13 protein-coding genes and 1 tRNA gene are annotated in these 14286 nt (G+C 68.8%); 9 read left to right on the top strand and 5 right to left on the bottom strand.

Annotated elements, in window-relative coordinates; translation table 11 throughout:
• Complete coding sequence (locus B0293_RS17775) at positions 1-375, top strand: FKBP-type peptidyl-prolyl cis-trans isomerase (protein WP_005161793.1); 375 nt, start codon at positions 1-3, stop codon at positions 373-375.
• A 239-nt stretch (positions 376-614) separates the two neighbouring features.
• Here the strand turns inward: B0293_RS17775 and B0293_RS17780 are convergent.
• Positions 615-697 (bottom strand) — tRNA-Leu (locus B0293_RS17780).
• Between the two features lie 129 nt (positions 698-826).
• Here B0293_RS17780 and B0293_RS17785 point away from each other — a divergent pair.
• The 7 genes from B0293_RS17785 (at position 827) to pknB (ending at position 10336) form a co-directional block, all read left to right on the top strand.
• Positions 827-2095 carry a DUF3662 and FHA domain-containing protein gene (locus B0293_RS17785; RefSeq protein WP_039919016.1) on the top strand — a complete coding sequence of 423 codons (1269 nt, stop codon included), beginning with the start codon at positions 827-829 and terminating at the stop codon, positions 2093-2095.
• 160 nt (positions 2096-2255) lie between these two features.
• On the top strand, positions 2256-2723 hold the full coding sequence (locus tag B0293_RS17790; RefSeq protein WP_007030429.1) for an FHA domain-containing protein FhaB/FipA: 468 nt from the start codon (positions 2256-2258) through the stop codon (positions 2721-2723).
• A complete protein-coding gene (locus B0293_RS17795) occupies positions 2720-4114 on the top strand; it encodes a PP2C family protein-serine/threonine phosphatase (protein WP_039919017.1) in 1395 nt (464 codons plus the stop codon). Before B0293_RS17790 ends, B0293_RS17795 begins: the two co-directional genes overlap by 4 nt.
• Positions 4114-5592 carry an FtsW/RodA/SpoVE family cell cycle protein gene (locus tag B0293_RS17800; protein WP_005161805.1) on the top strand — a complete coding sequence of 493 codons (1479 nt, stop codon included), beginning with the start codon at positions 4114-4116 and terminating at the stop codon, positions 5590-5592. The genes B0293_RS17795 and B0293_RS17800 overlap by 1 nt, the downstream gene beginning before the upstream one ends.
• Positions 5589-7052, top strand: a complete 1464-nt coding sequence (locus tag B0293_RS17805; protein ID WP_005161811.1) for a peptidoglycan D,D-transpeptidase FtsI family protein — start codon at positions 5589-5591, stop codon at positions 7050-7052. The genes B0293_RS17800 and B0293_RS17805 overlap by 4 nt, the downstream gene beginning before the upstream one ends.
• A gap of 3 nt (positions 7053-7055) precedes the next feature.
• A complete protein-coding gene (locus B0293_RS17810) occupies positions 7056-8363 on the top strand; it encodes a serine/threonine-protein kinase (RefSeq protein ID WP_005161812.1) in 1308 nt (435 codons plus the stop codon).
• Positions 8360-10336, top strand: a complete 1977-nt coding sequence (gene pknB, locus B0293_RS17815) for a Stk1 family PASTA domain-containing Ser/Thr kinase (protein WP_005161815.1) — start codon at positions 8360-8362, stop codon at positions 10334-10336. The genes B0293_RS17810 and pknB overlap by 4 nt, the downstream gene beginning before the upstream one ends.
• A gap of 45 nt (positions 10337-10381) precedes the next feature.
• Here pknB and B0293_RS44865 read toward each other — a convergent pair whose 3' ends face one another.
• From B0293_RS44865 to B0293_RS17835, 4 genes are all read right to left on the bottom strand, one after another.
• Entirely contained in the window at positions 10382-10591 is a 210-nt protein-coding gene (locus B0293_RS44865; RefSeq protein ID WP_005161820.1) for a hypothetical protein, read from the bottom strand.
• Between the two features lie 166 nt (positions 10592-10757).
• Positions 10758-11402 (bottom strand): hypothetical protein, encoded by a 645-nt coding sequence (locus tag B0293_RS17825; RefSeq protein ID WP_005161822.1) that lies wholly within the window; start codon positions 11400-11402, stop codon positions 10758-10760.
• Positions 11390-12202: an ATP-binding cassette domain-containing protein gene (locus tag B0293_RS17830; RefSeq protein ID WP_005161826.1), complete on the bottom strand. Its 813-nt coding sequence runs from the start codon at positions 12200-12202 to the stop codon at positions 11390-11392. Before B0293_RS17830 ends, B0293_RS17825 begins: the two co-directional genes overlap by 13 nt.
• Positions 12199-12843 carry an aminodeoxychorismate/anthranilate synthase component II gene (locus tag B0293_RS17835; protein WP_005161829.1) on the bottom strand — a complete coding sequence of 215 codons (645 nt, stop codon included), beginning with the start codon at positions 12841-12843 and terminating at the stop codon, positions 12199-12201. The genes B0293_RS17830 and B0293_RS17835 overlap by 4 nt, the downstream gene beginning before the upstream one ends.
• Before the next feature lie 111 nt (positions 12844-12954).
• On the opposite strand from B0293_RS17835, the gene B0293_RS17840 reads away from it, so the two are divergent.
• Positions 12955-14274 (top strand): FAD-dependent oxidoreductase, encoded by a 1320-nt coding sequence (locus B0293_RS17840; protein ID WP_039919018.1) that lies wholly within the window; start codon positions 12955-12957, stop codon positions 14272-14274.
• Positions 14275-14286: the final 12 nt, after the last annotated feature.

Below are 14286 nucleotides of genomic sequence, written 5' to 3' on the forward strand. Positions count from 1 at the left end.
ATGTCTTTGGAAAAGCCCCAGATCGACCGCCCGGACGGCCCCGCGCCGTCCGACCTGGAGAAGACCGACATCTCGGTCGGCGACGGCCAGGAGGCGAAGGCCGGCGACACCGTTTCGGTGCACTACGTCGGTGTCTCGCACTCGACCGGCGACCAGTTCGACGCGTCGTGGGACCGCGGTGAGCCGCTTCGCTTCGGCCTCGGCAAGGGGCAGGTCATCCCCGGCTGGGACCAGGGTGTCGCGGGGATGAAGGTCGGCGGCCGCCGCCAGCTGGTCATTCCGCCGCATCTGGCCTACGGCGAACGTGGCGCCGGCGGCGTCATCAAGCCGAACGAGACCCTGATCTTCGTGGTCGACCTGATCGGCGTGAACTGACCCACACGCGACGAGCCGAAAGGGCCCTTCACCACATCACATGAGGTGAAGGGCCCTTTCGCTGCTTCTAATGAGGTGAAAGTCCCCTTCAGCCCCCACCCACCCCAAGACCCCAAGACCAAGCGCCGCTCTCACGCACCGTGGGGGTCCGGGGGGGGCTCGGCCCCCCCGAGAGTCGACGAGCGACGACCACACGAAAGAGGCCCCCGTCGCGGAGCGAAGGGGGCCTCGAACAAAAGTGGGCGAGGAGGGAGTTGAACCCTCACGTCCTTTCGGACACACGGACCTGAACCGTGCGCGTCTGCCATTCCGCCACTCGCCCGAGTGTTTCGTTCTCTGACAGCTCGCAAAGCGTAGCAGGCGGTTTTCGCGGGTTTCACCGGGGGCCGTGTCCGACTGGCCGTACCCGGATAGGATCGACGGGGAAGCACACGTGTGAGGAGGTTGCCCGGTGGGCCGCGTAGAGCGCTTTGATAGGCGGCTCGAGAACCTCGTGGGCAATACCTTCGCGCGCATGTTCGGTGGCAACGTCGTCACGCAGGAAGTGGCGGTGGCGCTTGAGCGCGAGAGCGAGGAGAACGTTCGTGAGCTGGCCGGTGGTCGACAGCTCGCTCCCAACCACTACATCGTGTCGTTGGGGCAGGCTGATCACGAGCGCATGGCCGGAGACGAACGTCGGGTCACGTCGGTGTTGGCGGAGGCGGTCAAGGAACACCTCGCCGAGCACGGTTGGGACACCTATGGTGACGTCGTAGTTTCGCTCGAGCGCAACGAGGCGCTGCATACTGGACAGTTCAAGACCCGTTCGTCCGTCGATCCCGACGTCAAGCCCCACGGCGTCGAGGGTTCGTCACGGTCGGCACGACCCAGCAACGCAGGAGACCCAGCAATGAGCCAGCCCCCCGGCTACGGCCAATACGACCAGGGTGACCCGTACGGCCAGCAGCAGGGCCAGTACGGCTACGGACAGCAGGCTGGCCAGCAGCAGCCCGGGTACGACCAGGGTTATGGCGGCCAGCAGCAGGGCGGCTACGACCAGGGCTATGGCGGCGGCGCCCAGCAGCCCGGCTACGACCAGTACGGCGGCCAGCAGCAGCAAGGCGGCTACGACCAGGGTTACGGTGGCGGCGCCCAGCAGCCCGGCTACGACCAGTACGGCGGTCAACAGCAGGGCGGCGGCTACGACCAGGGTTACGGTGGCGGCGCCCAGCAGCCCGGCTACGACCAGTACGGCGGCCAGCAGCAGCAAGGCGGCTACGACCAGGGCTATGGCGGCGGCGCCCAGCAGCCCGGCTACGACCAGTACGGCGGTCAACAGCAGCAAGGCGGCTACGACCAGTACGGCGGCGGCCAGCAGCAGTACGGCCAGCCCGCCGCGGACCCGTACGCGCAGGGTGGCGGCTATGGCGGCCAGCCCGCGGCCGGCCGTCAGCTCTCCGCGAGCCTCCAGCTGGACGACGGTTCGAACCGCTCGTACTCGCTGAAGCAGGGTGGGAACGTCGTGGGCCGCGGCCAGGACGCCGACTTCCGGCTCCCGGACACCGGTGTCTCGCGCCGTCATCTGGAGATCACCTGGGACGGCCAGAGCGCGACGCTCGCGGACATCGGTTCGACGAACGGCACGACCGTCAACGGCACCCCGGTGCAGACCTGGCAGCTGGCCGACGGCGACGTGATCCGCGTGGGCCACTCGTCTCTCGTGTTCCGTACGCAGGGCTGACCGGCGGCGTCCGGAGGGGGTATCGCAGAATTGCGGTGCGGGACCTGTGGTGGATCGGCACCGCGGGTCGTATGCGGAGAGCAAGGCTGTTCGGAGCCGACCATCCCGGACGGCACGGGCTCTCCGCGGCGTACAGGAGAAACGGGAGCGGACACAACAAGTGCCAGAGCTGGTCGTTCAACTCACCAGGGTGGGCTTTCTCGTGCTGCTCTGGCTCTTCGTGTTCGCCGCGTTGCGTGTCGTCCGTTCGGATCTGTACGCGGCCTCGGGGCTGCGAGTCGCCGTCCCGACGTTCGGTCGCAAGAAGAAGGAAAACAAGAAGCCGCGTGGCGGGAAGTCGCCTCAGCAGCTGCTCGTGACCCATGGTGCGCTGGCGGGCACCAGGATCGCCTTGGACGGCAGGCCGATCCTGATCGGCCGTGCCGACGACTCGACCCTGGTGCTGGACGACGACTACGCGTCGACCCGGCACGCCCGGATCGCCCTGCGCGGGGAGGATTGGTACGTGGAAGATCTGGGTTCGACGAACGGGACCTACCTCGACCGGGCTAAGGTCACGGCACCCCTCCGGGTCCCGCTCGGAGTCCCCATCAGGATCGGCAAAACGGTGATCGAGCTTCGCCCATGACTCTCGTCCTCCGCTACGCGGCTCGCAGCGACCGGGGCCTGGTGCGTTCCAGCAACCAGGACTCCGTGTACGCAGGTCCCCGCCTGCTCGCCCTCGCCGACGGTATGGGCGGGCACGCCGCAGGCGAGGTGGCCAGCAAGGTCGTCATCGCCTCCCTCGCCCCGCTCGACGACGACGACCCCAGCGACGATCTCCTCGCGCAGCTGCGGGAAGCCGTCCAGAACGGCAACGCGGCCATCGCCGAGCTCGTCCAGCAGGACCCGGACCTCGACGGGATGGGCACGACCCTGACCGCCGTGCTGTTCGCCGGTTCACGGATGGGTGTCGTGCACGTCGGCGACTCGCGCGCCTACCTGATGCGCGGCGGGCAGTTCTCGCAGATCACGCGGGACGACAGCTTCGTCAACGAACTTCTCGAACAGGGCCGGATCACGCCGGAAGAGGCCGCGGTGCACCCGCAGCGGTCGCTGCTGCTGAAGGCGCTCACCGGACACGAGGTCGAGCCGAGCCTGACCGTGCGCGAGGCCCGCGCCGGCGACCGGTACCTGATCTGCTCGGACGGCCTGTCCGGCATGGTCAGCGACGAGACGCTGTCCGAGGCGATCCAGATCCCGGATCCGCAGGCCTGCGCCGACCGGATGATCGAGCTGGCGCTCAAGGGCGGCGGCACGGACAACGTCACGGTGATCATCGCCGACGTCGTCGACGTCGACTTCGGCGAGGACGCGCCCATCGTGGGCGGCGCCGCCGGTGACGGCAGTGACGAGTTCCACCAGGGCGACTCCCCCGCCGCCCGCGCCCGCGCGCTGACCCAGCCCGCGCCGCAGCCGCGGCCCGAGGTCCAGCCCCAACAGGAGGACCCCAAGGTCAAGCGCCGGAGGCGATTTCGCTGGCTGGCGGGAGCGGTGGTCGTCCTGATCGTGCTGGCCGCGGCGGCGATCGCCACGCGGTACTTCGTGCTGAGCCAGTACTACGTCGGCGAGGGGCCCGGCGAGGAGGTCGTGATCTATCGCGGCGTCCCGGGCAGCATCCTCGGCATCGACCTGCACGCCTACGAGCAGGGCTCGTGCCCGCCGGGCGGGCTGTGCACCGACAAGCTGCTGGTGCCCGCCTTGCAGGAGGACGCCCGCATCGCGGTGAAGAACGGCGTCAAGAAGGACAACCTCGACGACGCCCGCAAGTACATCGACGACTTCCTGCGGCCGCACAAGCAGCTGGCCGACTGCAAGCCCGCCACCGGCTCGACTTCCATTCCGCCTTCCGAGTCGGCGCCCCCGGCGTCGTCGTCGGCGGCTCCCCCTTCGACCCCCGCCTCGCCGAGTTCGGCGAACCAGCCAGCGGGGAGGGACTGCTCGACGCCGGAACCGGCAGCACCGGGGGGCGGTAACTGATGAGCACGCCGCTCGCCGATCCGGCTTCGGCCCAGTTCGCCACGAACCCTCCGCGCGAGCTGCCCAAGCGGCGCGGGACCGAGCTCGTCCTCCTGGCGTTCGCGACGTTCATCGTCACCATCGCGCTCGTGCTGGTGGAGGCGAACCAGGAGCAGGAACTCACCAGCTCGATCATCTGGCTGGGGCTGTCCTACCTCGGGGTGCTGACGGCGGCGCATCTGGCTGTCCGCCGCTGGGCGCCGTACGCGGACCCGGTGATCCTGCCGTGTGTCGCGCTGCTGAACGGGCTCGGCCTGGTGATGATCCACCGGATCGACCTGGCGCTCGCGGAACGCGCGGTCCAGCAGGGCAAGGAGTACACGCCGGACGTCACCAAGCAGGTGCTGTTCACGGCGATCTCGCTGGTCCTGTTCGTGGTGGTGCTGATCCTGATCAGCGACCACCGCACGCTGACCCGCTACGGCTACATCTGCGGTCTGGTCGGCATCGTGGCGCTCGCGCTGCCCGCGGTGCTGCCGTCGAGCCTTTCCGAGGTCAACGGCGCGAAGGTCTGGATCAAGCTGCCGTTCTTCTCGATCCAGCCGGGCGAGTTCGCGAAGATCCTGCTGATGATCTTCTTCGCCTCGTTCCTGGTGACGAAACGGGACCTGTTCATGGTCGCGGGCAAGAAGATCGCCGGCGTCGAGCTGCCGCGTGCCCGTGACCTCGGCCCGATCCTGATCGCGGCGGCCGCCTGTCTCGGCGTGCTGGTGTTCGAGAAGGACCTCGGGACGTCGCTGCTGTTCTTCGGCGTCACGCTGGTGATGTTGTACGTCGCCACCGAACGGATCATCTGGGTGGTGCTCGGGGTCGGTTTCTTCGCCGCGGGCGCGATCATCGCCTACAACCTGTTCACGCACGTCCAGCAGCGCGTCCGGAACTGGATCGACCCGCTCGCCACCTACGACGACGCCGGCGGCGGCTACCAGGTCGCGCAGGGCCTGTTCGGGCTCGGGACGGGCGGTGTCGGCGGCACCGGCCTCGGCGCCGGACGGCCGGACATGGTCCCCGAGGCCAAGACGGACTTCATCACCACGGCGATCGGCGAGGAACTCGGTTTCATCGGCCTCGCCGCGATGCTGATGCTGTACCTGATCCTGGCGATGCGCGGCATGCGCAGCGCCCTCGCGGTCCGTGACACCTTCGGCAAACTCCTCGGCGGCGGCCTGTCGTTCGCCCTGGTCATGCAGATCTTCGTCGTCGTCGGCGGCGTCACGAACCTGATCCCGAACACCGGGATCACCGCCCCGTTCCTCTCCCGCGGTGGTTCTTCACTGCTCGCGAACTACATCCTGGTGGCCCTCCTGCTCCGAATCTCCGACGCCGCCCGCAAACCCGCGGTGCGGCCGAAGCCGCAGCAGCCACAGGCGCCGCTCGCCGAAGCGCACACGGTGATGGTCCAGCGGCCGTCCGCGAACGGTGAGGGGAGCGCGTCGTGAACACCCCGCTCCGCAAGGTCGGCGTCGCCATGCTCGTCATGGTGGTGCTCCTGCTGGCGAACGCCACCTACATCCAGGTGGTCAAGGCCGACGACTACCGCACGGATTCGCGCAACCTGCGGGTGCTCTACGAGGAGTACTCCCGCCAGCGCGGCCTGATCGTCACGCCCGACGGCTCCGCGCTCGCGAAGGTCGACCCGTCGAACGACAAGTACAAGTTCATCCGGACCTACGTCGACGGCCCGATGTACGCGCCGGTCACCGGCTACTACTCGATCAACTACGGCTCGGGCGGGCTGGAGCGGTCCGAGGACGACGTCCTCAACGGTTCCGACCCGCGGCTGTTCGTGCGGCGCCTGTCGGACATGGTCACCGGCCGCGACCCGCGCGGCGGGAACGTGCGGCTGACGATCAACCCGGCCGTGCAGAAGGCCGCGTACGACCTGATGACGCAGAAGGGCTACACCGGTTCGGTGGTCGCGATCGAGCCGAAGACCGGGCGCATCCTGGCCATGGTCTCGACGCCGTCGTACGACCCGAACAGGCTCGCCTCGCACGTCGGCAAGGAGCAGATCGCGGCGTGGGGGCAGTGGCGCGACGATCCGAAGAAGCCGATGCTGAACCGCGCGATCTCGGAGAGCTACCCGCCGGGTTCGACGGCCAAGCTGCTGGTGACCGCGGCCGCGCTCGAGAACGGCAAGACCGCGGACATGCCGGTCAACACCGCGCCGAACGTCAAGCTCCCCAACACCCAGACGACGCTGGAGAACTACGGCGGCGCGCCCTGCAAGGGCAGCACGCTGAAGGAGGCGCTGCGGTACTCCTGCAACGTGCCCTTCGCCGAACTCGCGGGTGAACTCGGCAAGGACAAGCTGAACGCGACCGCGAAGAACTTCGGTGTCGGCGAGGACCTGACCGTGCCGATGCGGGTCGCCTCGTCCACCCTCGGCCCGCTGGACTCGCAGGCGGCCCTGTTCCAGAGCGCCATCGGGCAGCGCGACGTGCGCCTGACCCCGATCCAGGACGCCCTGCTTTCGGCGACCATCGCCAACAACGGGATGGCGATGAAACCGCAGCTCGTGCAGTCGCTGCTGGCGCCGAACCTGTCGACCATCGAGGACTACAAGCCGACCGAGCTGACCGGCGACGCCGCGATGTCCAGCGCGAACGCCGCGATCCTGCGCGACATGATGCTCGCGTCGGAGGAGAACACGAAGGGCGCCGGCAAGCGCGGCGACATCCAGATCGCCTCCAAGACCGGCACCGCCGAGCACGGCAGCGACCCGAAGAACACCCCGCCGCACGCCTGGTACACCGGGTTCGCGCCGGCGATGGACCCGAAGATCGCCGTCTCGGTGGTCGTCGAGTCCGGGGGGAACCGCGGGCTCGAAGCGACCGGTGGCACCGTGGCCGCGGAGATCGGCCGCGCCGCCGTCAACGCCATGCTCGGGGGTGGATAGCGGATGCTGTCCTCGGGTCAGCTGCTGGCCGACCGGTACAAGCTGACGAACCGGATCGCCGTCGGCGGGATGGGCGAGGTCTGGCAGGCCAGTGACACGCGGCTGGACCGGACGGTCGCGGTCAAGATCCTGAAGGCGGAGCTGTCCGGCGACGCGGAGTTCCTGCACCGGTTCCGGACCGAGGCGCGGATGACGGCGTCGCTGAACCACCCCGGCATCGCCGCGGTGCACGACTACGGCGAGACGGTCGCGGACGAGCTGTCGATCGCGTACCTGGTGATGGAGCTGGTCGAAGGCGATCCGCTGGCCGCGATCATCACCCGCGAGGGACGGCTGAACGCCGAGCGCACCCTGGACATCCTGGAGCAGGCGGGCAACGCGTTGCAGGCCGCGCACGAGACCGGTCTCGTGCACCGTGACGTCAAACCGGGCAACATCATGGTCACCCCGGCCGGGAGTGTGAAGATCACCGACTTCGGGGTCGCGAAGGCCGCCGACGCCGCCCCGGTGACCAGGTCCGGCATGGTCATGGGCACCGCCCACTACATCGCTCCCGAGCAGGCTCTCGGGCACAACGCCGAACCGGCGAGCGACGTCTACTCGCTGGCCGTGTGCGGTTACGAATGCCTCACCGGGCACCGGCCGTTCCTCTCGGAGAACGCGGTCACGGTCGCGATGATGCACATCCGCGATCTCCCGCCGCCGCTGCCGCCGGACGTGCCCCCGGGCGCCCGCGCGGTCATCGAGGCGACCCTGATCAAGGATCCGAGACAGCGGTACAACAGCGGCGGCGAGTTCGCGGCCGCGGTGGCGGCGGTCCGCGCGGGCCTGCCACTGCCGACACCGTCGGGGCTGGTCAACGTGACCTACTCCGCGGGGCAGCCCGTGCTGCCGCAGCAGGTGCCGCCGGGCCCGCACTCGCCACCGAACCCGATGGTGGCGGTCGGACCGGCGTCGCATCCCGCGATGCACCCGGTCACCGGCCCGCCCCCGATGGCGGTCCGTCGCCTGCCAGGCAGACGGCCGCAGTGGGGCTGGTGGGTGTTGCTCGCGGTGATCCTGCTCGCAGTACTGGTGGCAGGAGCCTTCCTCATCGCGAGACTGGTCGGTTCGGGCAACGGACCGCAGTCGGGCGGCGTGGGAACGAGTGAACAGGCACCGACTCCGGGTAAGAAGCCTGAGGGTCCTTCGCCGACGTCCGCGTATCCCGCGGTGCCGACGGAGGGCGGTACGGAGGAGTCGGCCGGACAGGCGAATCCAGGAATGATGAGCAGCAAACCTTGGACGGAATGGAACGGCACGCAGAGATGAGCACACCAAGACTGCTCAGCAACCGCTACGAGCTGGGCGAAACGCTCGGCTACGGAGGCATGTCGGAGGTCCACCACGGCCACGACGTGCGCCTGGGCCGGGAGGTGGCGATCAAGATCCTGCGTGCCGACCTGGCGCGGGATCCCCAGTTCCAAGAACGTTTCCGTCGCGAGGCACAGAACGCGGCGGCACTGAACCACCCGGCGATCGTCGCCGTCTACGACACCGGCGAGACGAACACCGAGTTCGGCCCGCTCCCCTACATCGTCATGGAGTACGTCGAAGGACGGACTCTGCGGGACATCGTGAAGACCGAAGGCCCGATGTCGCAGAAGCGGGCCATGGAGGTCATGGCCGACGTCTGCGCGGCGCTGGACTTCTCGCACCGGCACGGCATCGTGCACCGCGACGTCAAGCCGGCGAACGTGATGATCACGAAGAACGGCGCCGTCAAGGTGATGGACTTCGGCATCGCGCGCGCCATGCACGACGGGCAGTCCGCGATGACGCAGACCGCCGCGGTGATCGGCACGGCGCAGTACCTCTCGCCGGAGCAGGCCCGCGGTGAGTCCGTCGACGCGCGTTCGGACGTCTACGCGGCCGGTTGCGTGCTGTACGAACTCATCACCGGCGAGCCGCCCTTCACCGGCGACTCCCCGGTGGCGGTGGCGTACCAGCATGTCCGGGAGGACCCGAACCCGCCGTCGTCGGTGAACCCGGCCGTGGCGCCGGAGCTCGACGCCGTCGTGCTCAAGGCGCTCGCGAAGGGGCCGGCGAACCGGTACCAGTCGTCGGCGGAGATGCGTTCGGACCTGGTCCGCACGCTGTCCGGCCAGCGGCCGTCCGCGCCGATGGTGATGTCGGAGGACGAGCGCACCCAGGTCATGGACTCCGACCGCCGGGTGCCGCAGCGCTACGACCAGTACGAGGAAGACGACGAAGACCCGGCCGCGAAGAAGAAGCGCCGTGCCTGGCTGATCGCCGGTCTCGTGGTCTCGCTGGCGGCCATCGTGCTCCTGATCATGTGGCTGTCCAATGCCTTCGGCGGCACCAGCGCCGAGAGCAAGACGATCCCGGCGGTCATGGGCCAGTCCGAGGCCACGGCGAAGGACACGCTCCGGGGCGCGGGCTTCAACTCGTTCGAGCCCACCAAGAAGGTCCCGTGCACCGGGGAAGCCGTCAACGGCCTGCCCGCCTGCGACGAGAACGACATCGACAAGGTCATCGCGATCAGCCCGAAGGAAGGGCAGGTCACACCGACCACGGACAAGATCACGCTGACCGTCGGCGCGAAGCCGGGCAAGGTCAAGACTCCGGACCTCAAGGGCAAGACCCAGGCCGAGGCCTTGGCGGCGCTGACTGAGGCGGGGCTCAAGCTCGGTGCGACCACCGAGGAAGAGACAAACGACCCGAACGAGGCCGGCAAGGTCCTGAGTCAGAACCCGGCCGCGCAGGCCGAGGTCGACCAGGGTTCCAAGGTCGACATCACGGTCGCCAAGTCCAAGGAACTGAAGACGGTCCAGAACTACAAGGGCAAGACGCGTGCCGAAGCGGAAGCCGGGCTGAAGGCGGCCGGGTTCACCCCGTCGGTCACCACCACTAGTTCCGACCAGCCCAAGGACACGGTCATCGACCAGACCCCGAACGGCGGCAAGCTCGCCGTCGGCAGCGTGGTGAAGCTGTCCGTGTCGGACGGCAGCCAGGAGACCTTCGACATGCCGAACCTGAAGGGCATGACCGACGACCAGGCGACGCGGCAGTTGCAGCAGCTCGGCTGGAGCGGTCAGCTGAACACGCAGGCCGACAAGAACGGTGACCGGGACCTGGCGGGCAAGGTCAGCAAGACCAACCCGCAGGCCGGGGCGAAGGTCGCGAAGAACGCGCCGATCACGCTGTTCGTCGTCGAGGACGACGACTCACCGACGACGTCGTCGAGTTCGCGCGGCTTCCCACTGCCAGGCGGCGGACCGTAAGACAGCTCGACGAAGGGCCCCGCACGGTTTCGTGCGGGGCCCTTTTCATGCCAGCTGTTCGAGAAGTCCTTCGTAAGCCTGCCTGATCAGCCCGTGGCCGGTCCGCACCACGGCCGCCTTCGGTCTCGTGGCGACAAGTTCCACGAGACGGTCGTACATCGCCGCCAGCTGTGCGGGACCGCCCAGCATCTCGTGTGCTTCGACGTGTTCGGGCTCGGCCGCCGCGCGAGTGCGTTCGGCGAACCGCCGGAGCACGTTGTCCTTGGTGTCGAGGAGGACGATCTCGTGGAACTCGGCCTTGGTCTCACCGGCGAGCGCTTCGAGTCGTTCGAGGAAGTCCGCGCGGCGCTCGTGGCGAGGTCACGGGCGAGCGTCGACTTCCCGCAGGCGGGCGGCCCGTTGAGCGCGATGAGTCGCGGCATCAGGCGTTGCGGCGGAGCAGGAATCCGACGGCCGTCGCGCTCACGAGCAAGGTGGCGACCGCCGCGACCACGGCCACCGTGAACGGGCCGGTCAGCGGTTGTTGCGACGTCAGGGCGCGCAGCAGCGGGTTGGCCAGTGGCAGCCATTTCACCAGGAGCACGGCCGCGAGGGCGAAGATCGCGGCCAGCACGGACCAGCCGACGCGCGGGACCAGCAGCCGCGAACAGGGCAGGCCGATCGCGATCCCGAACAGGGCGCACAACGCGTGCGCCGCGGCACCGAGGGCGAAAGTGCCGATCGTGAAGCCGCCGGTCCGGAGGCCCGACCAGAGCACCGTGACGAGGATCAGCGCGGTGGCGCAGCCGAAGACGGCCAGCGTGGCGCCGCCGAGGACCGATCGCCAGCGCCGGGCGTGGCTGAAGGTCACCAGCCGCTGCACCGGGTCCTCGACGTCGAGCATCGCGATCGTCAGCCAGCACGAGACCACCAGGAGCGACCCCGCGCTGATCCCGTACTGCGGCAGCAGCGGCGACTTCGGATCCGTGTAGAGCACGGTGTTGACCGCGATGTAGGCGAGGATCGCGGGAAGGTAGCGCTGCGAGTGGCCGAGCAATGCGAGGTAGTAGCGGGTCATGGCGAGCACGGCGCCACCTCCCGGACCGAGAAGCCGCGGTTGAGCGCGCGCAGCAGGACGGCGTCCGTGTGGCCGGCTTCGACCGTCAGGACGACTTTCTCGCCGTCGGTCACGGCCTGGCTGACGCCGGGTTCCGCAGACCAGTCGCCGCCGGGCCCGTGGAGGACGATCCTGGTCGCGAGTTCGGTTTTCGCGGCCGTTTCGACGCGGGTCAGGAGGCCGGCGTCCATCCGGTAGACGTCGTCGGCGTGGGCGTGCACGGCGGCCGCGCGGTGGTCGGTGAAGACGACGCTCGCGCCGCGTTCCCTGGTCTCGGCGACGAGTTCGCCGAGCACCGTGTGGGCTTCGACGTCGAGGCCGGACCAGGGTTCGTCGAGGATCAGCAGGTCCGGCGCGGCCAGGACGGCCTGGGCGAGGCCGACCTTCTGGGCGTTGCCCTTGGACAGCGTCCGCAGGGGCGCGTCCGGCCCGCCGACCAGCGCCAGCCTGTCGAGCAGCGGATCGATGGCCGACAAGTCGACATGCCCGTCGATGCGGGCCATGTGCCGCAGGTACGCCCTGGCGCTCATCCGCTGTCCCGCCGGGAAGCGGTCCGGCAGGTAGCCGACCCGCGGGGTGCCCACGACGGTTCCCGAGGTCTCGCGGGAAAGGGCCGCGAGGATCCTGAGCAGGGTCGACTTCCCCGAGCCGTTCGAGCCGAGGACGCCGATCACGCGGCCCGCCGGGACATCGAGGTCGACATCGACGAGCACGGGCTCGCCGCGTCCGTAGCGCTTACCGACTCCTTCGAGCCGGATCAGCGAGGTCACGCAGCAGCGGCCTTCTGCAGCGCGCGGGTGGCCTGTTCGAGTTCGTTGACCGTGGCGTCGGGGACCGGGTGCCCGGCCGAAGCCATCCAGTTCGCCAGCATCCGGTGCCCGCCCTGGGTGAGCACGGATTCAGGGTGGAACTGGACGCCTTCGAGCGGCAGCTCGCGGTGCCGCATGCCCATCACGACACCGGACTCGGTGCGGCCTGTGATCTCGAACACGGCGCCGTCGATGGTTTCCGGCAAAACGGTCAGCGAGTGGTACCGCGTGGCGGTGAATTCCGACGGGAGACCGGCGAGGACTCCGTCGCCCGAATGGTGGACTTGACTGGTCTTGCCGTGCAGCAGTTCCGGGGCACGGTCGACGGTGGCGCCGAAGACGACACCCAGGGCCTGATGGCCGAGGCAGACGCCGAGCATCGGGATGCGCTTCTCGGCGCAGACCCGGATGACGTCCATGCTCTGACCAGCGCGTTCCGGGGTTCCGGGGCCGGGAGAGACGAGGACCGCGTCGAACTCGGCGAGCTTGTCGATGTCCACCACGTCGTTGCGCCAGACGGTGCAGTCGGCGCCGAGCTGGGCCAGGTACTGGACCAGGTTGTAGACAAAACTGTCGTAGTTGTCGACGACGAGCACGCGCATGAAGCCAGCTTAGCGGCTCCCACCAGGTGGACCGTACGCCAGATCACAATGATTGTTAGGGCAACCTAACTTACCGTGGTAGGGGTGAGCCGTTCTCTTCGTGTAGCCATCGTGGGTGCCGGTCCGGCCGGTATCTACGCCGCCGACATCCTCGACAAGTCCGACGCCGACGTGACGATCGACCTGTTCGAGCGCATGCCGGCGCCGTTCGGGCTGATCCGGTACGGCGTCGCGCCCGACCACCCCCGGATCAAGGGCATCGTCACCGCCCTGCACAAGGTCCTCGACAAGCCGAACATCCGACTGCTGGGCAACGTCGACTACGGGACCGACCTGAAGCTCGACGACCTGCGCCAGTTCTACGACGCGGTGATCTTCTCGACCGGCGCCATGGCCGACCGCGCGCTCGACATCCCCGGGATCGACCTCGACGGCAGCTACGGCGCCGCGGACTTCGTCTCCTGGTACGACGGGCACCCGGACGTGCCGCGGACCTGGCCGCTGAACGCGACCTCGGTCGCGGTCCTCGGGGTCGGGAACGTGGCGCTCGACGTGGCCCGTGTCCTCGCGAAGACCGCGGACGAGCTGCTGAGCACCGACATCCCGGACAACGTCTACCAGGGCCTGAAGGCGAGCCCGGTCACCGACGTGCACGTGTTCGGGCGCCGCGGCCCGGCGCAGGCGAAGTTCACGCCGCTGGAGCTGCGCGAGCTGGACCACTCGCCGAACGTCGAGGTCATCGTGAACCCCGAGGACATCGAGTTCGACGAGGGCAGCATCGCCGCGCTGCGGGCGTCGAAGCAGATCGACATGGTCGTGAAGACGCTCCAGGAGTGGGCGATCCGTGACCAGGGCGACCGGCCGAAGCGGCTGCACCTGCACTTCCTGCACTCGCCGTGCGAAATCGTCGGCGAGGACGGCAAGGTGACCGGGCTGCGGACCGAGCGCACCGAACTGACCGGTGACGGCAACGTGCGCGGCACCGGCGAATTCCACGACTGGGACGTCCAGGCCGTCTACCGCGCTGTCGGCTACCTGTCCTCGCACCTGCCGGAGATCCCGTTCGACCACACCACCGGGACCGTGCCGAACCAGGCTGGCCGGGTGCTGGACATCGACGAGGACCAGGTGCCGGGCGTCTACGTGACCGGCTGGATCAAACGCGGCCCCGTCGGCCTCATCGGCCACACCAAGGGCGACGCGGCCGAAACGATCGCGAGCCTCCTGGCCGACGCCGACAACCTCACCGCCCCCGCGGTGGACGACCCCGACGCGATCCTCGGGTTCCTCACCGAACGCGGCGTCCCCTTCACCACCTGGGACGGCTGGGGCAAACTCGACGCGCACGAGAAGTCCCTCGGCGTCCCGCACGGCCGGGAACGCGTCAAGGTCGTCGAACGCGACGAAATGACCCGCATCTCGCGCTCTTAACTCACCTACCCA

The organism is Amycolatopsis azurea DSM 43854 (assembly GCF_001995215.1).
GTDB classification, from domain to species: Bacteria; Actinomycetota; Actinomycetes; order Mycobacteriales; family Pseudonocardiaceae; genus Amycolatopsis; species Amycolatopsis azurea.

What these genes read in the sequence shown, in the direction of transcription:
- B0293_RS17775 (WP_005161793.1), top strand. Translation starts at nt 1, where the DNA reads ATGTCTTTGGAAAAGCCCCAGATCGACCGCCCGGACGGCCCCGCGCCG.
- B0293_RS17795 (WP_039919017.1), top strand. Translation starts at nt 2,720, where the DNA reads ATGACTCTCGTCCTCCGCTACGCGGCTCGCAGCGACCGGGGCCTGGTG.
- B0293_RS17800 (WP_005161805.1), top strand. Translation starts at nt 4,114, where the DNA reads ATGAGCACGCCGCTCGCCGATCCGGCTTCGGCCCAGTTCGCCACGAAC.
- B0293_RS17810 (WP_005161812.1), top strand. Translation starts at nt 7,056, where the DNA reads ATGCTGTCCTCGGGTCAGCTGCTGGCCGACCGGTACAAGCTGACGAAC.
- pknB (WP_005161815.1), top strand. Translation starts at nt 8,360, where the DNA reads ATGAGCACACCAAGACTGCTCAGCAACCGCTACGAGCTGGGCGAAACG.
- B0293_RS17835 (WP_005161829.1), bottom strand. Translation starts at nt 12,843, where the DNA reads ATGCGCGTGCTCGTCGTCGACAACTACGACAGTTTTGTCTACAACCTG.